At 59.0% G+C, this 26928-nt stretch carries 27 protein-coding genes; 16 read left to right on the plus strand and 11 right to left on the minus strand.

Annotated elements, in window-relative coordinates; all coding sequences use genetic code 11:
* Nucleotides 1-3: 3 nt before the first annotated feature.
* The 5 genes from ATU_RS14295 to ATU_RS14315 form a co-directional block, all read right to left on the minus strand.
* Complete coding sequence (locus ATU_RS14295; protein ID WP_010972759.1) at nt 4-1278, minus strand: extracellular solute-binding protein; 1275 nt, start codon at nt 1276-1278, stop codon at nt 4-6.
* A gap of 72 nt (nt 1279-1350) precedes the next feature.
* Nucleotides 1351-2424, minus strand: a complete 1074-nt coding sequence (locus ATU_RS14300) for an ABC transporter ATP-binding protein (protein WP_006311909.1) — start codon at nt 2422-2424, stop codon at nt 1351-1353.
* Between the two features lie 7 nt (nt 2425-2431).
* Nucleotides 2432-3943: an arabinosylfuranosidase ArfA gene (arfA, locus tag ATU_RS14305; RefSeq protein ID WP_010972760.1), complete on the minus strand. Its 1512-nt coding sequence runs from the start codon at nt 3941-3943 to the stop codon at nt 2432-2434.
* 120 nt (nt 3944-4063) lie between these two features.
* A complete protein-coding gene (locus tag ATU_RS14310) occupies nt 4064-4993 on the minus strand; it encodes an ArsR/SmtB family transcription factor (protein WP_006311907.1) in 930 nt (309 codons plus the stop codon).
* 193 nt (nt 4994-5186) lie between these two features.
* Nucleotides 5187-6479 carry an ABC transporter substrate-binding protein gene (locus ATU_RS14315; protein WP_035257484.1) on the minus strand — a complete coding sequence of 431 codons (1293 nt, stop codon included), beginning with the start codon at nt 6477-6479 and terminating at the stop codon, nt 5187-5189.
* 112 nt (nt 6480-6591) lie between these two features.
* On the opposite strand from ATU_RS14315, the gene ATU_RS14320 reads away from it, so the two are divergent.
* From ATU_RS14320 to ATU_RS14335, 4 genes are read left to right on the plus strand one after another with little or no spacing between them, the layout of a single operon-like run.
* Nucleotides 6592-7653: a LacI family DNA-binding transcriptional regulator gene (locus tag ATU_RS14320; RefSeq protein ID WP_010972762.1), complete on the plus strand. Its 1062-nt coding sequence runs from the start codon at nt 6592-6594 to the stop codon at nt 7651-7653.
* 4 nt (nt 7654-7657) lie between these two features.
* Nucleotides 7658-9529 carry a DUF2264 domain-containing protein gene (locus ATU_RS14325; RefSeq protein WP_035257574.1) on the plus strand — a complete coding sequence of 624 codons (1872 nt, stop codon included), beginning with the start codon at nt 7658-7660 and terminating at the stop codon, nt 9527-9529.
* Nucleotides 9526-10542, plus strand: coding sequence for a hydroxyacid dehydrogenase (locus ATU_RS14330; protein WP_010972764.1), 1017 nt, complete (start codon nt 9526-9528; stop codon nt 10540-10542). The genes ATU_RS14325 and ATU_RS14330 overlap by 4 nt, the downstream gene beginning before the upstream one ends.
* On the plus strand, nt 10539-11327 hold the full coding sequence (locus tag ATU_RS14335; protein ID WP_010972765.1) for a sugar phosphate isomerase/epimerase family protein: 789 nt from the start codon (nt 10539-10541) through the stop codon (nt 11325-11327). The genes ATU_RS14330 and ATU_RS14335 overlap by 4 nt, the downstream gene beginning before the upstream one ends.
* Before the next feature lie 174 nt (nt 11328-11501).
* On the opposite strand, the gene ATU_RS14340 is transcribed toward ATU_RS14335, so the two are convergent.
* From ATU_RS14340 to ATU_RS14355, 4 genes are all read right to left on the minus strand, one after another.
* Complete coding sequence (locus ATU_RS14340; RefSeq protein ID WP_010972766.1) at nt 11502-12575, minus strand: ABC transporter ATP-binding protein; 1074 nt, start codon at nt 12573-12575, stop codon at nt 11502-11504.
* Nucleotides 12576-12666: 91 nt separating this feature from the next.
* Complete coding sequence (locus ATU_RS14345) at nt 12667-13542, minus strand: carbohydrate ABC transporter permease (protein ID WP_010972767.1); 876 nt, start codon at nt 13540-13542, stop codon at nt 12667-12669.
* Nucleotides 13535-14422, minus strand: a complete 888-nt coding sequence (locus ATU_RS14350; RefSeq protein WP_010972768.1) for a carbohydrate ABC transporter permease — start codon at nt 14420-14422, stop codon at nt 13535-13537. The genes ATU_RS14345 and ATU_RS14350 overlap by 8 nt, the downstream gene beginning before the upstream one ends.
* Before the next feature lie 72 nt (nt 14423-14494).
* Nucleotides 14495-15784 (minus strand): ABC transporter substrate-binding protein, encoded by a 1290-nt coding sequence (locus ATU_RS14355; RefSeq protein ID WP_010972769.1) that lies wholly within the window; start codon nt 15782-15784, stop codon nt 14495-14497.
* Nucleotides 15785-15901: 117 nt separating this feature from the next.
* Between ATU_RS14355 and ATU_RS14360 the strand changes: the two genes are divergently transcribed.
* The 12 genes from ATU_RS14360 to ATU_RS14405 all read left to right on the plus strand — a co-directional run bounded on the left by ATU_RS14360 (nt 15902) and on the right by ATU_RS14405 (nt 24180).
* Complete coding sequence (locus tag ATU_RS14360; RefSeq protein WP_010972770.1) at nt 15902-16600, plus strand: TetR/AcrR family transcriptional regulator; 699 nt, start codon at nt 15902-15904, stop codon at nt 16598-16600.
* A gap of 245 nt (nt 16601-16845) precedes the next feature.
* Complete coding sequence (locus ATU_RS14365) at nt 16846-17988, plus strand: Gfo/Idh/MocA family protein (protein WP_035257480.1); 1143 nt, start codon at nt 16846-16848, stop codon at nt 17986-17988.
* Between the two features lie 10 nt (nt 17989-17998).
* Nucleotides 17999-19162 carry a dihydrodipicolinate synthase family protein gene (locus tag ATU_RS14370; protein ID WP_010972772.1) on the plus strand — a complete coding sequence of 388 codons (1164 nt, stop codon included), beginning with the start codon at nt 17999-18001 and terminating at the stop codon, nt 19160-19162.
* Nucleotides 19163-19186: 24 nt separating this feature from the next.
* Nucleotides 19187-20008: a sugar phosphate isomerase/epimerase family protein gene (locus ATU_RS14375; protein WP_010972773.1), complete on the plus strand. Its 822-nt coding sequence runs from the start codon at nt 19187-19189 to the stop codon at nt 20006-20008.
* Between the two features lie 18 nt (nt 20009-20026).
* The gene (locus ATU_RS14380) at nt 20027-21262 is read left to right on the plus strand and encodes a Gfo/Idh/MocA family protein (RefSeq protein ID WP_010972774.1); all 1236 of its coding nucleotides are present in this window, start codon (nt 20027-20029) and stop codon (nt 21260-21262) included.
* Nucleotides 21263-21594: 332 nt separating this feature from the next.
* Complete coding sequence (locus ATU_RS26565; RefSeq protein WP_162854811.1) at nt 21595-21765, plus strand: hypothetical protein; 171 nt, start codon at nt 21595-21597, stop codon at nt 21763-21765.
* Between the two features lie 260 nt (nt 21766-22025).
* Nucleotides 22026-22235, plus strand: coding sequence for a cold-shock protein (locus ATU_RS14385; RefSeq protein WP_003508146.1), 210 nt, complete (start codon nt 22026-22028; stop codon nt 22233-22235).
* Between the two features lie 111 nt (nt 22236-22346).
* Nucleotides 22347-22637 (plus strand): cold-shock protein, encoded by a 291-nt coding sequence (locus tag ATU_RS14390; RefSeq protein ID WP_006311879.1) that lies wholly within the window; start codon nt 22347-22349, stop codon nt 22635-22637.
* A 28-nt stretch (nt 22638-22665) separates the two neighbouring features.
* Nucleotides 22666-22902 carry a 30S ribosomal protein S21 gene (gene rpsU / locus ATU_RS14395; RefSeq protein ID WP_010972776.1) on the plus strand — a complete coding sequence of 79 codons (237 nt, stop codon included), beginning with the start codon at nt 22666-22668 and terminating at the stop codon, nt 22900-22902.
* A 36-nt stretch (nt 22903-22938) separates the two neighbouring features.
* Nucleotides 22939-23154, plus strand: coding sequence for a hypothetical protein (locus ATU_RS14400; protein ID WP_006311877.1), 216 nt, complete (start codon nt 22939-22941; stop codon nt 23152-23154).
* 47 nt (nt 23155-23201) lie between these two features.
* Complete coding sequence (locus ATU_RS26570) at nt 23202-23339, plus strand: hypothetical protein (RefSeq protein ID WP_006311876.1); 138 nt, start codon at nt 23202-23204, stop codon at nt 23337-23339.
* A 553-nt stretch (nt 23340-23892) separates the two neighbouring features.
* Nucleotides 23893-24180 (plus strand): hypothetical protein, encoded by a 288-nt coding sequence (locus tag ATU_RS14405; RefSeq protein ID WP_010972777.1) that lies wholly within the window; start codon nt 23893-23895, stop codon nt 24178-24180.
* Nucleotides 24181-24571: 391 nt separating this feature from the next.
* Here the strand turns inward: ATU_RS14405 and ATU_RS14410 are convergent, their stop codons facing one another.
* Nucleotides 24572-25669, minus strand: a complete 1098-nt coding sequence (locus tag ATU_RS14410) for an acyltransferase family protein (RefSeq protein WP_010972778.1) — start codon at nt 25667-25669, stop codon at nt 24572-24574.
* 153 nt (nt 25670-25822) lie between these two features.
* Complete coding sequence (locus ATU_RS14415) at nt 25823-26920, minus strand: glycoside hydrolase family 88/105 protein (protein ID WP_010972779.1); 1098 nt, start codon at nt 26918-26920, stop codon at nt 25823-25825.
* Nucleotides 26921-26928: the final 8 nt, after the last annotated feature.

The raw sequence follows: 26928 nt of genomic DNA on the forward strand, positions 1-26928 counted from the left end.
CTGTTACTTCAGCTTGCTTTGGAGCTCTTCCTTGATCTGCTCCACCGCATCCGTGCCGCTCATGAAGCCCTGAATCGCCGGAGCGATGACATTGAGAGCGGCATCATAGGCGGGCGAGGCAACACCGGTGATCGTGGTTTTCGGATCGAACTCCGCCGCTTCCGCGAGCGACGCATAGGTGGCATTCGGCTGCATCGCCTTGTAGTCACTGCTTTCAGTGATCGATTTATAGGCCGGGATATGACCGGCATCGGCCCAGCTGATGGCGTGTTTTTCCATCCAGCCGATCACTTTCATCACGGCAGCGCGCTTCTCGCCGGAAACGGTCTTGTCACCCTGGTTGGGAATGGCAAAGGCGTGCGAATCCGCCCAGGTGGCGCGTTTGCCCATGAAGGGCGGCACCTCGACCGCGCTCCACTTGAAGCCCAGCTTGCCGTTTTTCTCGAGATCCTTGTAAGTCGGCACTTCCCAGACGCCGTTCAGCTGGAAGGCGGATTTTCCGGCGGAGAAGAGTGCAACGGAGGCCGGATATTCGGCCTGTTCCGGCGCCCAGCTGTTTTCGCGCCATTTCGACATGGTGTCGATCGCTTTTGCGGCTTTCTCGGCATTGTCGCCGGCCAGCACCTCGCCATTGGTGACCAGTTCGCCGCCCTGTTGCGAGAACAACGTATAGAAGACGCGCCAGACACCGGCTTCGCCGCCGGACTGATAGGTGACCGGCGTCTGGACGCCCTTTTCTTTCGCCCAGGCCAGCGCCTTTTCGAAATCATCCATTGACTTGATGCCGGTGAGCTTGCCTTCGGCATCGAGATAGGGCGAGCCTTTGAGAAGATCGGCGTTGTAATAAAGAACAAGCGCGTGAATATCGAAAGGCACGGCATAAAGCTTGCCATCATGAGTGGCCGCCTCGAGCGGCGCGCTGAAGAAATCGTCCTTCTTCAGGCCGGCCTCCTCAAGGTCCTTGTCGGTAATCTCGCTCAGCACCTTTTCCTGCAGGGCAAGCGGCGCGCGCGACAGGTGGTAGGTCATGACATCGGGGCCCTCCCCGACGGCAGAGGCGGTCCGCACCTTGGTATAGAAGGGCACGCCCCATTCCAGCGTTGTTCCCTTGACCTGGATATCCGGGTGCTCCTTGTTGAAGGCATCGATCAGCGCCTTCATGCGCACGCCGTCACCGCCGGACAGAAAATCCCACCAGACGATATCCTGTTTGGCCAGCGCCGGCAGGGCGGTCAAACCCAGAACCGTGCCCACAAGCAATGTCTTGATCAGTCGCATCGTTCACTCCTCCCGTTTATGTGGAAACACCCCTGGGGGCGGTCTGCTGCATCGAAAGGCGCCTCCTCGCGCCTATCGCAATCTTTTACCGTCGCTATCGAAAACCATGATGTGGTCGGGCGAGGCGCTCAGCAGGACGGACCGGCCATCGAGACTTTCGCGCGAGCCCTGTCGTTGCACGATGATTTCCTTGCCGGAGGTCGCGCGTGTGTAGAGATAGGAAACATCCCCCAGCTCCTCCGCCACCTCGACATTGACAGGCAGGGCGCCCTCCTGCGCGATCGTCAGATGCTCTGGCCGAACGCCGATTTCGACCCGCTGGCCAACGGAAACAGGCTGCGAAAGCCGCGCTTCGAGATGTCTCTGGCCGCCATCGAGTGAAAGCGTCACGACACCATTTCGCTGTTCGACAATCTCCGCCTGCAGGAAGTTCATCGCCGGCGAGCCGATGAAGCCGGCCACGAACCGGTTATCCGGATCGTCATAAAGGGTGAGCGGCGCACCCGCCTGCTGCACGACGCCGCCCTTCAGCACGAAAATCTTGTCCGCAAGCGTCATGGCCTCCACCTGGTCATGCGTGACATAGATCATCGTGGCGCCGAGCTTGCGGTGAAGACGCGTCAGTTCCAACCGCATCTGGACGCGCAGCTCCGCATCGAGGTTGGACAGCGGCTCGTCGAAAAGGAAGACCTTCGGCTGCCGCACGATGGCGCGGCCGATCGCCACGCGCTGCCGCTGCCCGCCCGAAAGCTGCGACGGTTTTTTATGCAGATGGTCTTCAAGCTGCAGGATGCGCGCAGCTTCGCCCACCCTTTCATTCACCTCGGCTTTCGGCCTGCGGGCAAGCCGCAGGCTGAAAGCCATGTTCTCGAACACGCTGAGATGTGGATAAAGCGCATAGTTCTGGAACACCATGGCGACGCCGCGTTCGGCCGGTTCGACGGCCGTGACATCGCGGTCGTCGATGGCGATGCGGCCGCCGCTGGTCTCTTCAAGACCGGCGATCATCCGCAGCAGCGTGGATTTGCCGCAACCGGAAGGCCCGACAAAGACCGCAAAGCTGCCGGTCGGGATTTCCATCGAGACATCCCGGATCGCTGCGAAAGATCCGAAGGACTTGGCTATATTGTTGAGACGGACACCCATGGCCGCCTCACTGAACCTTCAGCCGCAGCACGTGATAGGACAGTGCCGACACGGAACCCTTCAGCGCCCCATCCTCGACACCAACGCCGCTGCCCGGCACCGGCACGACGCGATCCGGCTGATCCGGGCCGTTGCCGACGCGCAGATCATATCCCGCCATGGCAAGATGCAGGTCGAGCGTGGCCGACGAGAACCCGGTGAGGCCGACATTGATATCGGCCGCCTCGGTGAGATGCCGGTTGAGGACGAACAGCGTCACCATACCTTCGGCTTCATCATAAACACCGGCGACGTCGAGATATTTGACGTCATCGGCCGCGTTGCAATCATAAGTCGGGCAATCGACCGCGACATTCAGCGCAACGCCACGGCCATAAAGCGAGGCGAACTGATAGGGGTAATAGATCGTCTGGCGCCAGGCGGGCCCGTTCTTTTCCGCCCGGATGGGAGCGATGACATTGACGAGCTGGGCGATGCAGGCGATGCGCACGCGATCCGAACGGCGGATGAATTCGTTGAGCAGGCCGGCGACAAACAGCGCATCCTCGAAGTTGTAAGTCTCTTCCAGCAGCGCCGGCGCTTCCGGCCAGTCCCAGCTCTTGATGCGTTTGCCGTCGTCTTCGCGGATGTGATACCAGACATTCCATTCGTCAAAGCAGATGGACACGTCGTTCTTGGCGCGCTTCTTCGCCTTCACGTAATCGATGACACCGGCAATGGTCTGGATGTAACGCCCGGTTTCCTCGATCTTGCCGAAATAATTCAGCGTGTCGCGGCTGTTATTGCCGAAATATTTGTGCAGCGAGATGTGATCGACATTCTCGTAGCACTCCTCCAGCACCTCGCGCTCCCATTCGGGATAGGTCGGCATGCCGTCATTGGAACTGCCGCAGACAATCGCTTCAATGGTGGGATCGAAGCCCTTGAAGGCCTTGGCGGTTTCGTTGGCCAGACGGCCATATTCCACTGCCGTCTTGTGGCCGATCTGCCAGGGGCCGTCCATCTCGTTGCCGAGGCACCACATTTTCACGCCATGCGGCTTTTCGGTGCCGTGGCTGCGGCGCAGATCGCTGAGCGCCGTACCGCCTGGAAAATTCACATATTCGAGAAAGTTGCGGGCATCATCCAGGCCACGGGAACCGAGATTGACGGCAAGCATCATCTCGATGCCGGCCATCTGCGCCCAGTCGGCAAACTCATTGATGCCGATCTGGTTGGTTTCCTTCGAGCGCCAGGCAAGGTCGAGACGGATGGGACGCTGGTCGCGCGGGCCGATGCCGTCTTCCCAGCGATAGGCAGAGACGAAGTTGCCGCCGGGATAACGGATGGCCGGGATTTTCAGGTCCTGCACGAATTTCAGGACGTCCTTGCGAAAGCCGTTCGCATCCGCCTGCGGATGGCCGGGCTCGTAAATCCCGCCATAGATCGCACGCCCCATATGTTCGATGAAGGCGGAATATAGGCGATCGTCGATACGCCCAATCCGGAAGTCCCGGTGGACTGAAACCCGCGCTTTCATAGGCTCTCCTCCCTGCGCATTTATATCTTAGAATATGATATAAACCATATTTCGTAATATAGTTGCCGAGAGAATCCGCGCCTGTCAACCGCTAAAATCATACTTATTAAATTTGCTGGATCAGACGGCCGTTCGCAGACGCAGGACGATGTCCTGATCGTAATTGCCGAAACCGCGACCGAATATATTCAACCCGCCGGGATGTTTTGCATCGGCCTTGACCTCAATGCGCAAGCGAATGGAACGGTGGCTTGCTAGATCAATATCCGCAAGCGTGACATCCGAAATCCGCGTTCCGTCGACATAGGTTCCCTGCGGTGTGATACGCCATGTTTTCAGCATGCCATATTGGGAACCGGACAGTTTCCACCAGTCCGGCGTAAAGACGCCCCGCTTGTCGCCGAAGTCGCCCGGCGAGGTCCAGACACCGATTTCCTTGCCGTTCACGGACAGCGTGATATCGGACGGCCAATTGCTGTGGGTTCCCGGCACCTCGGAACTCACTTCCATCGAAAATTCGATTTCCTCGACGTTCCGGCCCTGAATCTTGGCATTATTGGGGAATTGATACTCCACGAAACCCGAGGTCAGCCACAGCAGCGCCGTCTTCATGCGGTCCGGATCCATGAATGTATCGGGCACATCCAGCAGCCCGATGATACCCTCCGGCGAGCAGATGCCGCAGGGCGCGGTGACCGAACTCTGCGTATAAAGACCGAGCGGCATCGCCACTGCGATATAGTTGGAAGCTGCTGGCGTCTCCGGTTTTCGGAAAGAAACGATGAGCTCGTCGCAGGTGGCAAAGCAGATTTTCTGACTGCCCTTGCGCGCCTTGCGCGTCTCCGTTCGCAACAACCCCGCCTCTTCGAGAACCGCCACGCCGGCCGATACGGTGGATTGCGGCAGCGCCAGCCTCTGGGCGATCTCGTTGACGTTCAGGCCATTGGCCTCATGCAGCAACTTCAATATCTGCACGCGGATCAGCGACGCAGCCGCCTTCAGCACATCGAATTCTTTTTCAGCATCAACGAGGAGGAAATTGGGCGCCATGGTCTAATCTTCAGATTTATCGATCCAGATCAGAATTTCTGGCTTAAATGCCCTGCCCTTGTCCAGCCCTGTTTGTCATAAAGCCGTAGCAGAGGGCGTAAAGCGCCGCTCATCTCGTCGCGGTCCTCTCGCGATCAATGAAAAAAGCAACGCCACACGGCTGCGAGGCCGTGTGGCGGTGCCCTTTTTGTCGTCAACCGCGCTTGCGCAGGGTCCGCGTGCCGGTGTCGACAAGATTCTGCGCCGCCTCATCGACGCTGGCGCGACCGAAGGCAAGCGAATCGGCAATCGGCCGCATCACACCACGGTCGAATTCATTGGCGCCGATCGGGGCAGGTTCCGGATAGGGATCGAGCTTGCCGGACAGGCCCTCGATATAATCCACCGTCTTGCGTTCGGTCTCGTTGAGGCTTGGCAACACCGCCTCGCGCACCTTTTTCGCCGGCGGCACACCGCGCTCGACACCGAGAACCTTGCCGGCGTCGACATCGTTGACGAAGAAGTTGATGAACTTGGCCGCCGCTTCCGGATTGGTGGAGGTGGAGGAAATGCACCAGATAAGGCCCGGCCGGTAATAATGTCCGGTCGGTTTGCCCTCGCCCTCACCGGGCAGCATGCCGATGGACAGCGTCTTCTTGTTGAGCGCCTGGTAACCCACGAGCTGGTTGGAATAAGCAAAACCGATGGCCGAATTTCCAAGCGTCAAAGCGTTGGATTCGATGGTATTGTCATCACGCGTCTGGATATCGGCGGAAACGCAGAGCTTGTCCTCGCGCAGTTTCTCCCAATAGGCGAACCATTCCTTGGCGTCTTCCTTGTTGAAACCGATGGTGCCATCCTGGAACAGGAGTTTGCCGCGCTGGCGCAGCCAGACGTCGAAAACATAATGATACCGCGCGCCATAGGGCACCGCCCAGTAGTTTCTTTTTGCCGGGCCATTCTTCTTGAAATCGCGTGCCAGTTCCGCCAGCGCCGTCCAGGTGATCTGGCCCGCCGGCATGGAGACGCCCGCTTCTTTCAGCGCCTCGGCATCATACATCATGCAGAAGGAGTTGAGCCCGAGGCCAACGCCATAAAGCTTGCCATCGATACGACAAAGATCGATCTCGCTTTTGCCGAAGTTGGAAAGATCAAGCGCCGAGCCGACGAACTGGTCGAGTTCCATGCAGGCGCCACGACCGGAATAATCAGCAATCGTGGAAGGCTCGAGCTGGAAGATATCGGCGACATTGCGCCCGGCCATGGAGGTGGCTAGCTTGGTCCAGTAGTCAGAACCGGCAATCATCTCGCCGCTCACCACCGTTTGCGGATCGGCCTTCTGGTAAAGCGAAATCACCTCATTGGTGCGCTTGTTGCGATCTGCTGACCCCCACCATACGCAACGAAGCCGGGTTTCCGCCGCCATAGCGCGAAAACCACCCGCCGCAGCCCCCAGGCCGGCCAGCGCCGCCGTCACCAGAAATCCACGTCTATCGATCATTTGCATCTGCTCCTCCCGCGTTTTGCAAATTTTTCATATTCCACTTAAATTCTTGCAAATTTTCTTAGTTTGCAATATTTGCATCATATTAGTTTTTTATGCAAGCGCAGGAGACGACATGAACGATACGCCCGACATCAGCCGCCCGCGCCAGTCGGATATCGCCCAACGCGCCGGTGTCTCCATCAGCACGGTTTCTCGCGTTCTAGCGGGGGAAAAAGGCATCAGCGCTTCGATCCAGACAAAGGTGCTGGGTGTGGCCGCCGAGCTTGGTTATCCGTTGCGCGCGACCGGAAACCAGGCGAGCGGCGTGACGCTGGAGGGCAAAAAAATTCTTGCGCTGATGGCTGCGGAAAGAGCGACCGGCGACATCGGTGCCTTCTATCACGATATTTTCGACACGCTGCGCAGCCTTGCCCAGACAGATGGCTTCGAACTCGATATCCGGCTCCTGCACCAGAAGCAGATCGACGAGGCGCTCACGCAGCGCGTCTGCGAAGTAGACGGCCTTCTCGCCATCGGTCTCGACCCCGAAGACGAAATCATTCACCGCATCACGCAGGGTGTGGTGCAGCCGGTTCTGGTCAACAGCGCCGATCCTGCGATGCTGCTGGACTGCATTTCACCCTCCAACTTTTACGGCGGCGCGATGGCGGCGCGGCGGCTTCTGGAACTCGGCCACCGCAAGGTCGCCTATATCGGCCCGCATCATCGCCACACCATCCGGGAGCGCATGCGCGGTTTCCGGCAAACGATCGAGGAAGAGGGAGCAACCTATGAAGAATGCCTGCTTTCAACGGTGGAGAGCGGTTTCGGACAGGCCGGCGATGCGGTTCGCCAGCTGCTTGCCAAAGACCCTGGGACAACAGGCATTTTCTGCATGAACGACGCGATTGCGCTCGGCGCGCTGGGTGCTGCGCAGGAGCTTGGCCTCAGCGTTCCGGACGATCTTTCCATCATCGGCTTCGACGACCTGCCCTTTGCCGAACTCTCCACCCCGAGGCTCAGCACGATCAGGGTTGATCGCCGTGAAATTGCCCGCGAAGCGGTGGAGCTGCTGCGGCGCCGGATGACGGAACCTTCCGCCAATGCCCGACACATACAGCTCGGCGTGCAGCTAGTGGAAGGGCAGACCGCCGGGCAGGCAAAAAACACCGGAAAGGCAGCAGGCGATGCATGACAAAATGCATGACACGGGGACCAGAAGCGATATGGCAAGATTTAACCCGTTGCATGGCAATCCGCTCAAGAGCCGCGCCGATGTCCGGCGCGCACTCGACGACAGTTTCGCGCCGCTGCTCCCTTATTTTTCACCGGGCGGAGCAAGAGTGGCACTAAGCGGCACCGCCGCGCATTTCGACCGGGCCGCAGCCGATCTCGAAGGTTTCGCCCGGCCGCTCTGGGGCATCGCGCCGCTTGCGTTGAGCGGCGATACATTCGCCCATTGGCCACTTCTGGCAAAGGGAATCGCCAACGGCACCGACCCCGCCCACCCCGATTATTGGGGCGATGTGCGCCAGAAAGATCAGCGGCTGGTCGAGCTTGCAGCAATTGGTTTTGCGCTGCGCCTCGCGCCGCAACACCTCTGGGAGCCGCTGTCCGACGCGCAGAAGGAGAATGTCAGCCGCTATCTGTTGGCGGCACGCGAGCGCAATTATGCCGACAATAACTGGAAGTTCTTCCGGGTGATGGTCGACATGGCGCTCGACCATCTCGGTATCGGTTTCGACCGCAGCCTGACCGAGACATTCCAGAAGGAACTGGACGATTTCTACATTGCCGACGGCTGGTATCGCGACGGCAACTATCGCCGCATCGATCACTATATCGCCTTCGCCATGCATTTTTACGGCTTGATCTATGCCAGGCTCAGCAAGCCTGACGATGCCTACGCCAAACGTTATCGCGAGCGCGCCCGTCTCTTCGCCGGCGATTTCGCCAGCTGGTTCGATGAGGATGGCGGCGCGCTCGCATTCGGTCGTTCCATGACCTATCGTTTCGCCTGCGGCGGCTTCTGGGCCGGCCTTGCCTTTGCAGATGAGGAAGCACTGCCCTGGGGCGAGATCAAGGGGCTTTATCTCAGTCATCTGCGCTGGTGGGCGGAAAAGCCGATTGCGGACCGCGACGGTGTGCTCTCCATCGGTTACGCCTATCCGCAGCTGACCATGTCGGAAAGCTACAATTCGGCCGGTTCGCCCTATTGGGCCTTCAAGGCCTTTCTGCCGCTGGCTTTACCGGAGAGCCACCCCTTCTGGCAGGCGCAGGAGACATTGCCCAAGGTGTCCACCAACCCGCACCCACTCGTCCATCCCGGCATGGTAATGATGCGGGCGAAGGGCAACGTCACCGCGCTTTCGAGCGGCCAGGAAAACCTCGCCATGCGCGGCGGGCCCGAGAAATACGCCAAATTCGCCTATTCCTCCCGTTACGGCTTTGGCGTCGAGGTGGACGAGCGCGGCTTCAGGACCAATGGTTTTGACAATATACTGGCCTTCTCCGACGACGGCCTGCATTACCGCGTGCGAGAGACCAACCGGAAGGTCCTGATGGCCGGGGCAAATCTGCGCGCGACGTGGAAGCCCTTCCCGGATGTGACGGTTGAAACGACACTGGTTGCGGCCGAAAACTGGCATGTCAGGCTGCACCGTATCACCTCCGCGCGTGCTCTTGCCGTTGCCGAAGGCGGCTTTGCGATCAACCGCAACGATGGCGAACGCGATGTCGTCAGCGAAACAGGTGGAAAAGCGACGGCCGATTGCGGCACCGACATATCCGCCATCGTCGATCTCGGCTCGACGATAAGCCGTCACGGCGTGGCGCTGAAGGCGCTGCCCAATACCAATCTCATCAACGCCAAAACAACCGTGCCGCAATTGCGCGGCGAGATTCCGGCTGGCGAAACCATGCTCGCCTGCGCCGTCTTTGCGGGCGTGGCGGGAGCAGAGAGTGAACGGGCGCTTGCCGCCGTTCCCGCATGCCCGGACCTTGAGGCGCTAGACCGCCTGTTTGCGGATAGGGGCGTTCCCGTCAGCGCCATGGCGGGAGAACCGCAATGACGAGCCCGCTTCCGCGTCTCAGCCTTGCCATGGACCCGGAGCGGACGCAGCACGTGCTGACACCTCAGGCGCTCGAGAGGTTGTCGCACAGCGTTGAAATCCTCGATATGGCCCGGATCTACGATTTTCACGATCCATCCGTGCAGGATCGGCTGGAACACACGGATATTCTCCTGACCGGCTGGGGTTGTCCTGAGGTAGGCGCAAGGGAACTGGCACGGATGCCACGACTGAAGCTGATCTCCCATGCCGCCGGCACGGTCAAATATTTCCTGTCGCAAGCGGTCTTCGAACGCGGCATCACCGTGTGCAGCGCGGCGGAGGCAAATGCGCAGCCGGTCGCCGAATTTACGCTGGCGATGATCCTGCTGGCTGGCAAACGCGCCTTCGGCTTCAGGCGCCTCTACAAAAATGATCGCGGGCGGAGCAATGTCGAACGACTGCAATCCGAGCCTATCGGCAATCTCGGCCTTACCGTCGGCATCGTTGGGGCGTCGCGGATCGGACGGCGCGTCATCGCGCTCCTGCGCCCCTTCGATCTCGATCTTGTTCTCTTTGACCCTTTTCTAAACCCGGCGGAGGCGGAACGGCTCGGCGTGCGCCTCGTGTCGCTTGATGCGCTGATGGCGATAAGCGATGTCATATCCCTGCATGCGCCCTCCCTGCCGCAAACGCGGCATATGATCGGCGCGCAGGAAATCGCCCGGATGAAGGATGGCGCGACACTCATCAACACGGCACGCGGCGCGCTGGTGGATGAAAATGCGCTTCTGAGCGAACTGAAGACCGGCCGCATCGAAGCCGTCATCGACGTGACCGATCCGGAAGTGCCGCCGCCGGATTCGCTCTTCTACAGCCTACCGAATGTATTTCTGACACCGCATATCGCCGGCGCCACCGGTCTGGAGCGTGCGCGCCTCGGCGACATGGCGATAGCCGAGATCGAACGTTTCTGTCTCGGCCGGGCGCTTGAGCAGGAGGTGCGGCCTGAACATCTGGAACTGATCGCATGAGGATTTTCGAGCCGGGCCTCTGCTCCGTCACCTTCCGCTCTCTGTCGCCGCAGGCCGTCATCGACCTTGCCGTCGCAAACGGCATCAGGGCAATCGAATGGGGCGCGGATATCCACGTTCCCGCCGGCGACCTCGAAAATGCAAGGGATGTGGCCGAGCGGACCGCTAAAGCGGGCCTCGCCGTCTCCTCCTACGGCTCCTACATCTTCGCGCCGGATTTTACGCGGAAAGATCTGACCGCCGTGCTGGAAACCGCCAAAGCGCTCGGCACCGGCCATATCCGTATCTGGCCGGGCCAACGTAAAAGGCCTTCCACGGACTACTCTCCCGCCGAGCGCCGCACGGCCACCGAGGCGCTGGCAGAGATCGCCCGCCAAGCGCAGGATTACGACATGACGATCGGCCTCGAATATCACCCCAATTCACTGACAGACACCCTGCCCTCGGCCCTGCAACTGGCGCAGGATTTGGCCCTACCCAACCTCTTTTTCTACTGGCAGCCGGCACCCGGCCTGCCGCTCGAAAAGGCTCTCGCTGAAATATCGAAAATCGGCTCACGCGTCTGCCATCTGCACATCTTTGCATGGCTTGCCGACACCAACCGTCTGCCGCTTGCCGACCGAGTGGATTATTGGCAGTCGTGTGTCGAGGCGTTGCCGGAGAGCGAATGGACGAAACCGGCTTATGCGATGCTGGAATTCGTCAAAGGTGACGATGTCGGCCAGTTTGCGGAAGATGCGGTGACGCTAAGCGAGATACTCGCTGGCCACAGAGTGGCCGATTAGTGCACGATTGCAACCTCACACGCGACGTCATCCTCGGCCCTGTGCCGAGGATCTAATCACGTTGAACAAAATCAACAGGTTGCAGATCCTAGGGACAAACTCGGGGATGACGAACGCAAGCTTTGCGGACTTCGTTAGCCGCCCTACGGTGAGACAGCTCCCACACACTCATTCTCATATCCGCCGTCCATCCGCCCCGAACAGATGCGTTTTCGCCAGATCAAATGCAAAAGGAATGGTCTCGCCAATGCGGATATGGCGCTGGCCGTCCAGCAGCACGGTGGCGGGCTGACCATCGGGTGTACTGGTGTAAACCACCGTCGAGCCACCGAGATGTTCCACTAGCTGGATCGACGCTTCACCGAGCGAGGACTGCGCCTGCGGGTTGACGTGTTCGGGGCGCACGCCGAAGGTCAGAGTTTCGCCCTGCTGAGCCGCGACCGGTTTTTCCAGCACGATTCGCTGACCGGCCACCTCTATTGTGCGGTTGGAACTGTCGCCTGAAACCACTTTGGCGGAGAGGAAGTTCATCTTCGGCGAGCCGATGAAGCCGGCCACGAACTGGTTGGCCGGATTGTTGTAGAGATCGAGCGGGCGGCCGACCTGCATGATGCGGCCGTCGCGCAGGACGACGATCTTGTCAGCCATGGTCATGGCCTCCACCTGGTCGTGCGTTACATAGATCATGGTGCTGCCGAGCGTCTGGTGCAGCTTGGCGATTTCGACACGCATCTGCACGCGCAGTTCGGCATCGAGGTTGGACAGAGGCTCATCGAACAGGAAGATTTTCGGCTCGCGCACGATGGCGCGGCCGATGGCGACGCGCTGGCGCTGGCCGCCGGAAAGCGCCTTCGGCTTGCGCTGCAACAACGGGCCGATCTGCAGGATATCGGCGGCTTTCTGCACCCGCGCCTCGACTTCCGGTTTCTTGTAACCCGCCGTTTCCAGCCCGAAAGCGAGGTTTTTGTAAACGCTCATATGCGGATAGAGCGCATAGGACTGGAAAACCATGGCAATGCCGCGCTTGGAGGCGGCTGTTTCGTTCACCCTTTCGCCATCGATGCGAAGATCACCCTCGGAGATTTCTTCGAGACCGGCGATCATGCGCAGAAGCGTGGATTTGCCGCAGCCCGAAGGGCCGACGAACACCGTGAATTCACCCGGCTCGATCTTGAGATCGATACCGTGAACGACCGGAAAAGCGCCGAACCGCTTGACGATTTTTTCCAGAGTAATGCTGCTTGCCATGCTGTTTCTCCCGACTGTCGCACCGCGCAAACGGCGGCGGCGACAGTGTTGATGGTCTTATAAAATGCATTCTCGGTCCGGCTTCCCCGGTTCAGCGTTTCATTCCCGTCGTGGCGATGCCTTCGATCAGCAGCCGCTGGAAAAACAGGAAAAACAGGAAGACCGGCACCAGCGACAGGTTGGACATGGCGAAAAGCGAGGTCCAGTCCGAGCTGCCGGTGGAATCCACGAAGGATCGGAGACCGAGCTGTACGGTGTAGGTGTTGATGTCGTTCAGATAGATCAGCGGGCCGAAGAAATCGTCCCAGGTCCAGATGAAGGAAAAAATGGCGGCCGTGGCCAGTACCGGCATCGACAGCGGCAGCATGATCTTCCAGTAGATGCGGAAGGGCGAGCAGCCATCCATGACAGCCGCCTCGTCCAGTTCACGCGGAATACCGCGGAAGAACTGCACCATCAGGAAGATGAAGAAGGCATCCGTCGCGAGGTACTTCGGCACTATCAGCGGCAGCGAGGTGTTCACCCAGCCCATTTCCAGAAACAGGATATATTGCGGGATGAGCACGACATGATAGGGCAACATCAGGGTGCCGAGCATCAGCGCGAACCAGAAATTGCGCCCACCGAACCGAAGCCTTGCAAAAGCAAAGGCGGTGAGCGAGCAGCCGACCACATTGCCAATGGTAGCGAGCACCGAGATGAAGAAGGAGTTCCAGAAGAACTGCCCGAAGCTCACCTGTAGCCCCGTCCAGCCTCTGATATAACCGCCGACATCGACTGCCGAGGGGATAAGCGACGACGAGCCGAACAACTCGTCCTGCGGCCGGAAGGAGCCTGAAATCATCCACAGGATCGGGTAGAGCATCGCAAAGGAGGCGATGATCAGCGCCGTGTGGAGCATCACCGATTTCAGCGGCGAGCGTTGCGGGCCTTGTCCCGGCCGGGGAGCGGTAACAGCGTCAGTCATCGTAATGCACCCAGTATTTCGCGCTGAGGAACGAGAAGGCCGTGAACAGCGAGATGATGATCACCAAAATCCAGGCAAGTGCGGAAGCATAGCCCATGCGGAAGAAACCGAAGGCTTCCTGATAGAGATAGAGCGTGTAGAACAGCGTCGAATTGATCGGCCCGCCGGTGCCTTCGGAGATGATGAAGGCGGGGGTGAAAGCCTTGAAGGCATCGATCGTCTGGATCACCGCGTTGAAGAAGATCACCGGGGTCAAAAGCGGCAGGGTAATGCGGAAGAACTGCCGCACCTTGCTGGCACCATCTATTTCGGCAGCCTCATACATATCCTGCGGAATTTGTCTAAGGCCAGCGAGGAAGATGATCATCGGCGAGCCGAACTGCCAGACGGACAGGATGACCAGCGTGTAGATCGAATAATCCGGATTGGAAATCCAGCTTGGCCCTTCATAACCGAAAGCCTGCCACAGGATCATGTTGACAAGACCATCCGACGCAAAAAGCTGGCGCCAGAGAACGGCGATCGCCACGCTGGAACCGAGCAGCGACGGCAGGTAAAAAATCGCCCGGTAAAGCGTAAGACCACGGATGCCGCGATTAAAGGCAAGCGCCACCAGCAGCGCGAAGATCAGCTTCAGCGGCACCGAAAGCAGCACATAGGTAAAAGTCACCTGCATGGCCGCGGCGAATTTTGGGTCGGCGGTGGCGATGCGCACATAATTGGCCGCCCCCACCCAGTCCGGCGACTGCAACAGGTCGTAATTGGTGAAAGACAGATAAAGCGAAGCAAGCGCCGGGCCCAGCGTGAGGCCGAAAAAGCCGATAAGCCAGGGCAGGAGAAACAGGTAGGCGTGAATGTTGCGGTCAAACATCCGCCTCATGCCGCCCCGCTTCGGGAGAGCCGCGCCACGGCTCTCCCCCACAAGAGTTTCAGATCGAAAGGCCATAAACCATCACTTCCGTTTGATAACGGTTTCGGATTCCTTGACGAGGCGGTCACCGCCCTCTTCCGGCGAAATCTTGCCGAAACCGACTTCTTCCGCCGTGCGTTTCAGGACGAAGGCGAACTCGCCCGCACCCGGAGGCGGCGCCGGCGGCAGATCGCCGACGCCGGGGGTAATCTCGGCAATATAGTCCACCATGATCTTGCTGACCTCGTCGAGCTTGCTGCTCAGGGCGTTGCGCATGGATTCCGAGGCCGGAACGCCGCGCTCGACACCGAGAATATCGATGCCCTCAGGTTCGGCGACGAGGAAGTTGATGAAACCAACCGCCTGCTCGATGCCTGCACTGCCATTGGCGACGCTGATGAGCATGGAGGGCTTCAGATAATGGCCGGAAGGCCCATCCTTCTTGCTCTTCGGATAGGAGCTTATCGCAAGCTTGGACTTGTTGAGCTTCTGATAACCGACGAACTGGTTGGAATGGGCAAAAGCGGTAGCCGCCTTGCCAGTCGTCAAAGGGTTGGTTTCGATATTGAGCTGGTCCAGCGCCTGCACATCGGCCGGCACGCAGGCGCCGCTCTTGCGCAGGTCGGCCCACAGGGAGAACCACTTGGTCGCGTCAGTAGGATCGAAGCCGATGGCGCCATCCTGCGTATAAAGCGACTTGCCGTTCTGGCGCAGCCAGTTTTCGAAGCTCGGTTCCACGCCGCTCGCATCGGCCGTGGCATAATAACCGGGTTTCGGCTTGTTCTTGCTGAGCCTGGCGGCGTTTTCGGCGAATTCCTCCCAGGTCTGCCCGGTCGCCGGCGGTGTGGCGCCGGATTTTTCCCACGCCGCCTTGTCAAAGAAGACAGCGCTGGAATTGACCCCGAGATTGATGCCGTAAAGCTTGCCATCGACCCTGCCGGAATCGATGTTCATCTTGCCGAAATCCTCGATTTTCAGGCCCTTGCCGATATAATCGTCCAGCGGCGCAAGCGCGCCGCGACGGCCATATTCGAAGATATAGCGATAATCCATCTGGATCAGATCGGGCGCATTGCGGCCCGCCACCTGCGTGGCAAGGCGCGGCCAATAATCGCTCCAGCCGGCAAATTCGCCGGCAATGTCGAGATCGGGCTTCACCTGCTTATAGGCCGATATCGCCTTGTTGGTGCGATCGGCACGCTCCTGCGACCCCCACCACAACATGCGAAGGCGCGCGGCCTGCGCCTGCGCCGACCCTCCCCCCAATGTTGCGAGCGACAGGGCCGCAAGCCCCGTCGAAAGCACAGTTCTCCTCTTAAGCATCATGGGCATTGGCAACTCCTCCCTATTGACTGCCAATTGATGATGAACGTAAACGACACTTGCCGTTTTATAACTAATTGGTTACATGGGAACACCGATCACCAACATTGTCAAGCGGGTGCTGAAATGGAAAAAACGACAAAAAACCAGCCACTCGATGCGGCCCCGGAAGAAACGCTACCGCCCAAGCGCAAACGCGCGACAACACAGGTACGGAACCCTGAAAGAACCCGGGCCGCGATCCTTGAAGCGGCCCGCCGCGAAGTGGCAGCGAAAGGTCTGGCCGGCGCTCGAATCGATGTCGTCGCCCGCCGCGCCGGCACCAACAAGCGGATGATCTATCATTATTTCGGCGACAAGGATGCGCTTTATCTTGCCGTTCTGGAGGATGCCTATCGCCATATCCGCCACACCGAAAGGCGTCTTGACCTGACACGCAAACCCCCAGCGGAAGGGTTGCGGGAGCTTGCGCTTTTCACCTGGCATTATTTCCTCGACCATCCCGAATTCCTGAGCATTCTCGCCACGGAAAACCTCAATAAAGCCCGCTATCTCAGGCAATCCCCGACAATTGCCGCGATGCATTCGAATTTCATTTCGGAGCTTGAAGACGTGCTGCGGCGAGGCAGCGATGCAGGCGAATTTCGCGACGGGCTGGATCCGATCGACGTCTATCTGACCATCGCTTCACTCGGCGCCTTTTATCTGTCGAACCGGTTCACGCTGTCCACCATTTTCCAGCGCGACCTGACCGACCCGGCCGAACTTGAACGCTGGGGTCAGCACATCGTCAGCACCCTGCTTGCTGCGGTGCGGCCGGTCTGATCCGGCTGAACCGAATTCTCCTTTAACAACAGTGACGACGTGCCATTCGCAACCGCGAAGCGCGTCGTTTTCTGTTGCGGCGCGGCGAAGATGCACTATGGCGGCGGCACACGAAATCCAGTTTTTTCCTGCCAAAAACACCTTGACAGATCGCATTCTTCACGATCACAAATAACCAAATGGTTACAAATTGCCATGTTTGACGGAAGCGGCCTTCGGGAAAAGGCCGCCTTGGGAGGAAATTCATGAAACGTATCGGCGTCATCATGCACGGCATTACCGGCCGCATGGGTTACAACCAGCATCTCGTGCGCTCCGTTCTCGCCATTCGCGATCAGGGCGGCGTGCTTTTGAAGAATGGTGAAAGGGTGATGCTCGACCCCATTCTGGTCGGCCGCAACGGTGCGAAGATCGAGGAAATCGCCAGAAAGCACAATGTCGCCCGCTGGACGACCGATATCGATGCGGCGCTCGCAAACCCTGACGACACGCTGTTCTTCGATGCCGGCACGACGCAGATGCGCGGCAGCCTGCTGGAGAAAGCCATCAAGGCCGGCAAGAACGTTTATTGCGAAAAGCCGATTTCCGACACGATGGAAGAGGCGCTGGCGATTGCCCGGCTGGCCGAAAGTGCGGGCATCAAGCACGGCGTCGTGCAGGACAAGCTGTTCCTTCCGGGCCTTCGCAAGCTTGCCATGCTGCGCGATAGCGGCTTTTTCGGCAAAATCCTCTCGGTGCGCGGCGAGTTCGGCTATTGGGTGTTCGAGGGCGACTGGCAGCCGGCGCAGCGCCCCTCATGGAACTACCGCCTGAAGGATGGCGGCGGTATCATTCTCGATATGCTGTGCCATTGGCGGTATGTGCTCGACAATCTGTTCGGCCCGGTGAAATCGGTAAGCTGCCTCGGCGCCACCCATATTCCGGAACGTTTCGACGAGCAGGGCAAAGCTTATAAGGCAGATGCGGACGATGCGGCCTATGCCACCTTCGAGCTGGAAGGCGGCGCCATCGCCCATATCAACTCCTCATGGGCGGTGCGGGTGCGCCGCGATGACCTCGTGACCTTCCAGGTGGATGGCACCCATGGTTCGGCGGTGGCGGGCCTGACCAAATGCTTTACCCAGCATCGCACCAACACACCAAAGCCGGTATGGAACCCCGACCAGCCGCAGACTATCGATTTCTACAAGACCTGGCAGGAAGTGCCGGACAATATCGTCTATGACAACGGCTTCAAGGCGCAGTGGGAAATGTTCGTTCGCCACCTCGTCGACAACGAGCCGTGGCCCTATGGGCTGATGGAAGGCGTGAAGGGCGTGCAGCTTGCCGAACTGGGGTTGAGATCGTGGAAGGAACGCCGCTGGCTCGACGTTCCCGCTATTTCCTAAGGAGGCAGATGTGAGCGAACTCAAGCTTCCAAAGGACGACCGCAGTATCGAGGTCTACCGGCTATCAGGCACGCCCGTCGCCGTTGAAAAACGAAGTGCCGCGGATTTCAACCGCGTCGCTTTCGCCGCCGCCCATGTGGTGGCCGATCCTTTTGCCGATAACGACCCGTGGCTGACGCCCGCCATTGACTGGGAGGCGACGCTGCGTTTCCGCCACCGTCTGTGGGACCTCGGTCTTGGCGTTGCCGAGGCGATGGATACGGCGCAGCGCGGCATGGGGCTGGCCTGGCCGCAGGCGCAGGAATTGATCTCCCGTTCGCTGAAGGAAGCGGCCAGCCGCAAGGATGCGCTGATTGCCTGCGGCGTCGGCACAGACCATCTTGATAGTGGCGGTTATGATCTAAACCAGATTATTGACTCTTATCTGGAACAGCTTGATTTTGTTCAGGGAGAAGGCGGTCGCGTTATCCTGATGGCGAGTCGCGCGTTGGCCGCTGCTGCCCGTTCCCCGGACGATTATCTCAAGGCTTATGCCAGGGTACTTTCCCGCGCCGAGCAGAAAGTGGTGATCCACTGGCTGGGCGAAATGTTCGACCCGGCGCTCAAGGGTTATTGGGGTTCCGGTGACCACATGGCCGCCATGGAAACCTGCCTCGCCATGATCGAGGAAAATGCCGAAAAGATCGACGGCATCAAGATTTCGCTTCTCTCCAAGGACAAGGAAATCGTCATGCGCCGCCGCCTGCCAGCAGGCGTGCGCATGTATACCGGCGACGACTTCAACTATGCCGAACTGATCGCCGGTGACGAACAGGGCCATTCGGACGCCCTGCTCGGCATCTTCGACGCCATCGCGCCGGCCGCTTCAAAGGCGCTCGCCAGCCTGAAGCGCGGTGCGGACAATGAGTTTTTCGATATTCTGGAACCGACGGTGGCGCTGTCGCGCCATATCTTCAAGGCCCCGACCCGCTTTTATAAGACCGGCGTGGTGTTCCTCGCCTATCTCAACGGGTTGCAGGACCATTTCACCATGGTCGGCGGGCAGGAAAGCACCCGCTCCACCCAGCATTTCACTGAGCTTTTCCGGCTGGCGGACAAGGCCAATGTGCTGGCCGAGCCGGATCTCGCCACCCACCGCATGAAGGCGTTTCTGGCCGTCCGCGGCATCGGCTGAAAAAGAACGAGGGGAGATAATGACATGAGCCTTGAAGGCCTTTCCATCAATTTCGCCACCGTGCGCCAGGGCGGCAATTTCGGCGCCATTGTCGATGCCTGCCTTGCGCATGGCATCACCGCCATTTCGCCCTGGCGCGAACAGGTGCACGGTGTCGGTCTCGCGGAAGCCGCCCGCATCGTCGAGCAGAATGGCCTGCGCCTCAGCGGCCATTGCCGCGGCGGCTTTTTCCCCGCCATCGATGCCGATGGCCGCCGCCGCGCCATCGAGGATAATAAACGCGCCGTCGATGAAGCCGCCGCCATGAAGGCGGATTGTCTCGTGCTTGTCGTGGGTGGCCTGCCCGCCGGCTCGCGTGATCTGAAGGGCGCACGGCAGATGGTGGAAGACGGCATGGCCAAGCTTCTGCCCTATGCCCGCGCCGCCGGCGTGCCGCTGGCCATCGAACCGCTTCACCCCTTTTACGCCGCCGAGCGAGCCTGCTTCAACACATTGAAACAGTCGCTTGATCTCTGCGACCGGCTGGGTGCCGGCACCGGTGTCGCCATCGATGTCTACCATGTCTGGTGGGACCCGGAACTGGAGGAGCAGGTGGCGCGGGCCGGCCGGAACGGGCAAATCCTTGCCCACCACATCTGCGACTGGCTGGTGCCGACCACCGATCCCCTCAATGATCGCGGCATGATGGGTGACGGTGTGATTGACCTCAAGGCATTTCGCGCCATGATCGAGGCCGCCGGCTTCCACGGCCCGCAGGAAGTAGAAATCTTTTCGCATCGCTGGCAGGCACGGCCGATGGACGAGGTTCTCGCCACCGTGGTCGAGCGTTTCAAGACTGTTTGTTGATTATCCGGGAGAGAGACAATGCCTGAAAGGGTGAAACGCAAACGTTATGCGCTGGTTGGCACCGGCAATCGCGGCACCACCATGTGGGGCCGCGAACTTTTGGCCGGCTGGAGCGATTATGTCGAGCTGGTCGGCATTTGCGACCTGAACCTGATGCGCGCCGAACGCGCCCGCGCCATGATGGGATCGAACGCGCCGCTTTACGACGATTTCGACCGGATGATGGTGGAGCAACGCCCGGAACTGGTGATCGTCTGCACCCCTGACGATACCCATGACGACATCATCATCCGCGCGCTGGAAGGCGGGGCTGATGTCATCAGCGAAAAACCCATGACCACCACCCCGGAAAAGATCGACCGTATTCGCGCGGCGGAGGCCAAAAGCGGCCGCCGGGTCGATGTGTCCTTCAATTACCGTTTCTCTCCCACCGCCGCGCGGATCAAGGAACTGATCGACGACGGGGCCATCGGCACCGTCACGTCAGTCGATTTCCACTGGTATCTGGATAACCAGCACGGCGCGGACTACTTCCGCCGCTGGCACGCCTTCACCGAACATTCCGGCAGCCTGTTCGTGCACAAGGCCACCCACCATTTCGATCTTCTGAACTGGTATCTCGATTCCGATCCCGTGGAAGTGAAGGGCTTCGGGCAATTGCTGCACTACGGCAAGAACGGCCCGTTCCGCGGAACGCGCTGTCGCACCTGTCCGCACAAGGATGAGTGCGATTATTTCATGGATCTCGGCGCAGATCCCTTCCTCGACGCCCTCTATGAAGATCCGTCGAGCATTGACGGTTATATGCGCGACGCCTGCGTTTTCCGCGAAGAGATCGATATTCCCGATACGATGAGCGCCTCGATCCGTTATGCCAGCGGCGTGCAGGTTTCCTATTCGCTCAATACCTATATGCCGATCGAGGGTCATCACATTGCCTTTAACGGCCATAAGGGCCGAATCGAGATGCGCCAATATGAAAAGCAGCCATGGGCGGAACCGCCGGCCGACGAAATCCTTGTCGTGAAGAGCTTCGGTGGTGGTGTCGAACGCATCTGGGTGCCGCATGAGCCGGGCGGCCATTATGGTGGCGATAACCGCATGCGCGACATGATCTTCAAGCCGGGCTCCAACGACCGGCTGCGGCAGCGGGCGGGATCACGCGCCGGCGCCATGTCTGTCCTCTGTGGTGTGGCAGCGCTGAAAAGCGCCCGCGACGGCGGCTCCCAGCCGATAAAATCACTGCCGCTCTGACCGATTCTGGCCCGTGGCGTGTCAAACCGCGGGCCACAGACGGCAACTGCCAAAAAGAACAGACGATATTCCGCAGATTACGCGCTTCTTCCATACCGGTAAAATGCTCTCCGGGGGGAAGAAAGAGTGAATCATGTCCAGTTTTGAATCCTTTGTTCCGCTCGTCATCATCGGCGTCAGCCTCTTCCTGTTTTTCAAATGGGTGGGACGCGATATGAACCGCGAAGAAAAGAAGCCGCGCACCCGTCGCTGACGCTGCCGCGCCGTGACCAGCCTGCGTGTTTGCGGAACTTCACCCCCTTTTCGGCGTTTCCTGCCAAAGGAGAACGCCCATGACACAGCAGCAAGAACCGAAAACCGCCGACAAAAAACCTTCGAAGGCAAGTGAGATTCCGCCCGCCGGTCCGCACGCCAAACCCTCACTGACCGACCACGAAAAGACCCCGGGCGCCGGTAGCCTGCCGGACGATGACAGCCGGGAGGTGACCCCTGGCGCGGGCTGAAAAACAGCTGCGCCAGACCATCTTTAAGCAAGATATTTTACTTATAAAACAATCGGTTAAACCATCAAATGGGGAACGAACCCTATTTTCCGGGCCCGGTCATTGCAAAATCGAAAATTGTGCCTATATTTATCTCCATCGACCATTGCTTGTGACGTCGTTACCGGAACCTCGTGTTCCCCGTCGGATTTCCTCTCAAAAATCGATCTAATCCCGCAAGGTATCGCGGGAACCACAACGATTCTAAAAAGGAGATCGTTATGAACACTGGTACTGTAAAGTGGTTTAACGCCACCAAGGGCTTCGGCTTCATTCAGCCTGACAACGGCGGCACGGACGTTTTCGTTCACATTTCTGCTGTTGAGCGCGCTGGCATGCGTTCGCTGAACGACGGCCAGAAGATCAGCTATGAGATCGTTCAGGACCGCCGGTCCGGAAAAAGCTCTGCCGATAACCTTCAGGCAGCTTGATATTCGTCATTTTGGCCCCGCAGACCACGGATGTACTGGCTGCAGGTGCAAATGACTGTGAGAGGTCGGGTAAAAGCCCGGCCTTTTGTTTTTGGGCCATGGAGGTCCTTAATGCGCAAAAATCCCTATCGTTGTGGCGATGACGTGTTTTTGAAGTCAGGGGTCCTCGGCAATACCCAACCCGACGGCCCAGGCCGGATCACGTCAGTCATGCCCGAAGCGCAGGGAACGGTTCGTTACAGGGTACGTTTCCAGCACGAGAATTTCGAGCGCAGCGTCGCGCTCGATGACATTGATGCGCAGATGTCGACGGCATCGCGGCCAGGCAAGGGCGAAAGCCATGCGCCACGCGAAACCGGATCGAGCTGGATCAATCTGAATACGATCAAAATCAGAAAATAGCGGCATCGGCTGCTTAAAGGAGATATTCTTGCAAGTACTCGTCAGAGACAACAATGTAGAGCAAGCCCTTCGCGTCCTGAAAAAGAGAATGCAGCGTGAAGGCATTTTCCGCGAGATGCGCGCCCGGGAATCCTATGAAAAGCCGTCGGAAAAGCGCGTTCGCGAACAGGCCGAGGCCGTGCGCCGCCACCGCAAGCTGGAAAAGAAGAAAATGCAGCGCGAAGGCCTGCTGCCAGCGCCCAAAAAGGCCGTCCGTACCCGGTAATTGTTCGATACCGCTCTTCCGTGAAGGAGAACTGCCATGGCCGCGACAAAAGAAGCTTTTTTCAAGCCCGGCAAACTATCCGCGCAGGACAAAGCATCATTGACCGATAGCGCGGCAAAGCAGATCATCAACGCCGAAGCCGACCTGCGCGCTCGCAAGACAGAGCGCCTTCGCCAGCTTCGCGAGGCACAGGAAGCGACTATTGTCGTCGCCGAACCGGTGCCCGCGAAGAAGCGATCCGGCAAGAAATAGCGGGCGGTTTTTTACCGCCCCCCCGGTTAACTCAGGAGGACGATATCATGGCTAAGGGTCAAGTACGCAGTAACAAGGAAGTCCGCAAACCGAAGAAGGACAAGACGAAAACACCTGCCGCGGCGCCAGCCGGTTCGCAGGTGAAGTTCGCAAACGCCACGGCAGCGGATGGCAAAAAGAAGTAGGGCACGGCATCGGCCGGCAAGTCACGACGATAAAAGTATCATTATGGATGCCGGACTTGTTTTGGCCACATTGCCCTACTAGATAGTTCTTATAGCAACTGCTGGTGAGCGCGAATGAAATTGTCGTTCGCAGTTGTTTTGTCGCTTCAGACTTTTGACCACGGATGTACTGGCACTGGTGTTAAGAGCGATATGAGGAAGGTCGGTGCAATATTGCCCCGGCCTTTTTTGTTGTCTTCAGCGGTGACATTTTAGATATCCCTTTTGCATGCGCCACCTTCGGAATTGCCTTGCCTATTCCACCCAAAGGGCGCACTCTTCCTCATCGATCATTGACTGGCGTTGCCGCTGTCAGGCCTCTATGGCGTATCCCAGCCCCGGCCCTGTGCATTTTCGTCGACCGGCAGCAACTTCCGGCATTTACACGACATTGCGTTACGGCACGGACAGGGAATCGTTCCTAGTCGACGTCTGTCTTTTGAAGCGTTGAAGCGTCACGGCACACCTGCCCGGCGCTGCGGCTTTTGTGAACCCCACAAGAAAGGAGGGCGTCATGTCTTCCACTTTTCAAAACTGCATCATCACGTCGCAGGACCTCAATATGCTCCAGTGCGTGCTGGAAGGTCTCGGCTACGAGCGCGACAGCATGGATGACGATGCCATGCTCTATAACAATGCCGCCCGCAAGGTGATTGAGCTTTTTCAGGATGGTTTGACAAACCCCGCGGATATTTCAGAGGAAATGCTGTTTCTGTTCGGCGTTCACAAACATGAGCGTGTCAGAGCGTGGAAACCGCTACCGCGTTACGCCATCCAGGGCCTGCCGCCCCTGTACCGGTGATTGTGGTGCCAGACGCTCGCGGCCAACCCGCGATTGAGCCGTCAAAATCACCGATGAAAATAGCGGCTTGGCAAAAGCCGTATATCAGGCAACACTGAAGTTGGGCGTCCCGCGCGCGATCAGGCGCGCCAGGGGTGCCTGGGAATGGACCAATGCTTCAGGCTGATTGCGCAACCATGACCGGTCTGCGCCAAGCCCGAACGGTTCCATACCGGCGTAGCGTCTGCGTGGAGGGTGAGTATGACGTATGACTGGAGCGGCCGCCGAATGCGGCGCATGCGAGCGGCAAAACTGACGATCATCAGCCTCGTGGCAGCCTTCGTGCTGACGGCTCCGATTTTCGCGCATATTTGAGATCGCCATATTTGAGATCGACAGTCCGCCCGCTGGACTAGACCGGCTGGCGGATTTCCGCGCGTTTTCTCAGACGCTTCTTCAGCCATTTCTGAACGGGTTGATCATAATAGACCGTCAGCCACCATGACAGGCAGGTTACGGTAACGAGGAAAACCATCCCGGCCGGCAGGGCGATCGTTTCCCGCGTGGCCGCCGGGACCAGAAACTCCGTCCAGGCCAGAAGCGGAATATGCAGCACATAGACCGCGTAGGATGCCGTGGCGAGAAACACCGACACCGCCCCTATCTTTGGGCCCGGTACGGTCTTGCTGGCCACAAACAGCAGCAGCGGCCAGACGATCAGCACAACAGCGAGATCGAAAAACGGCCGCAACGCGCTTGACATGGGCACTGCGAGGATGAAGCAGACCAGCAGTAGACAAAGACCGGCCTGCACCGGCTTCAACACCGGCACGCGGTTGCGGAAACGGTAGATCAGCACACCGGCAAAAAACGAGAAAAATACCCGACCCATGCCAGCATACATTTCATGCCAGCGGAAACCCGCATGCAGCTTGCCGAATTCCGCCGCCGCCACCATCAGCACGACGGCGCTGACGGCGAGCACCAAAACCGTCTGTTTCATTGTCGCGCGCGCACCCCAGCGGGCATAAACCGCATTCACCACCAGTTCGTTGAACAGCGACCATGCCGGGCTGACCAGAAACAGCGCGCCGTTCAGGGTGAGTGTGAAGGGCGCGGGCAGGAACAGAAGTCCTGTGACAAGAGCGAAAGCCAGCTCGCCGGGATCAATGAGACGATGCAGATCATCGATCGGCGTCGGCAGGCCCAGCACGTAAAGGCAGATGAAATAGGCCGCCATCAGCGCCAGCGCCAGCACATAGAGTGGATAAAGACGGGCAAAGCGAGCCTTCAGGAAAAAGCCCGGCGTGATTGTCCCCTCATAAAGTTTCTTGCCATAGGCATGGGCCAGCACGAAGCCGCTGAGCGCAAAAAACAGGTCCACGGCAAGATAGCTCGAGGCCGGGTCCCGTCCGAAAAACTGTTCGGCATGGCGGTGAACGATAAAAAGCGCAGCCACACCCCTTATGCCGTCCAGCAGGATGAAACGTTCCGGGGGTGACTGGCTCATGGCATTGGGGCTCGGTGACACTGGATTCCGGTTATATCGCAAAAACGAGGTTTATCCCGCAGCGGTTCATTTCTTCCAGTCACAAACCGTTCAGCGCAACCCGGATTCTATCGGCGCCGCGTTTATATCACCATTTCCGGCAAGTATCCGGCTTCAGCGGGCCAGAAGCAGGCTTTCCGCATAGGCCATCATCAGCGGCCCGACACCCTTTGCATCGTCGGATACGACCGGCTCCGTCAGATAATAGTCCGGCGTTCCATCTCGATAATTACCGTCGAAACCGCCGAGCCCGGCGACATGCACGATGCCGGTTAGCCGCGCGACGCCCTGCTCATCCAGCTCGAGGCGCGTTTCCAGAAGTGCGGCAAGCGCCTGGCGACCAGCAGAAAGGGCAGCCTTCGCCTCTTCACCCCGCAAGAGCCCCAGCCGGGCCGCACGCAGCAGGGCATAAGCGAACATGGCGGAGGCGGATGTTTCCGCATAATTGCCGGCAAGGCCCTGATTGTCGAGCACCTGCATCCATAGACCGGCCTGCGTCTGCCGGGCAATGATACCAGCCAGAAGACGTCGCGTCCTCTCGCGAAGCTCGGCCGTCGCACTGTCGTCCGGCAAGATGACCAGCGCATCCACCAGCGCCATGGCAAGCCAGCCCACCGCCCGCGCCCAGATGGCCGGTGATTTGCCGCTCGCAGGATTAGCCCAGCGCTGGTTGCGGCTCTCGTCATAACCGTGAACGTATAGACCACCAGCATCCGCCGTCAGCGCAAGTGCCGCTGAAAACTGACGCAACGCATCCTCGATCAGCTCCGGGCGGCCCGTCGTCTGACCATATTCGATCTGGAATGGCAGCCCCATATAGAGGCCATCGAGCCAGACCTGATGCGGGTAACGCTTCTTGTGCCAATAATTGCCGGCATTGGTGCGTGGATGGCTTCGAAGTTGGCCTGCCAGATGCCCCGCTGCCGCCAGATAGCGTGCATCCCCGGTTTGCGCCGACAGGGGAAAGAGAATGCGTCCGGCAAGAATATGGTCGATATTATATTCCTGCGGATCATAACCGGCCAGCGTTCCATCCGCACCAATCTGGGGATCGGCGAGACGGTGCAAATGGTCATTCCAGCGGGCCTCGCCCGTCGCCTCGAGCAGCTGCTGCAGACCGCGATAGACACAACCATCCTCATAACACCAGCTGCCGCCTTTGTAATGTTTGTATCGGCGAGAGAATTGATCAAAATATTCAGTGGCTTTCATGGCTTTTC

It is taken from the genome of Agrobacterium fabrum str. C58, assembly GCF_000092025.1.
GTDB classification, from domain to species: domain Bacteria; phylum Pseudomonadota; class Alphaproteobacteria; order Rhizobiales; family Rhizobiaceae; genus Agrobacterium; species Agrobacterium fabrum.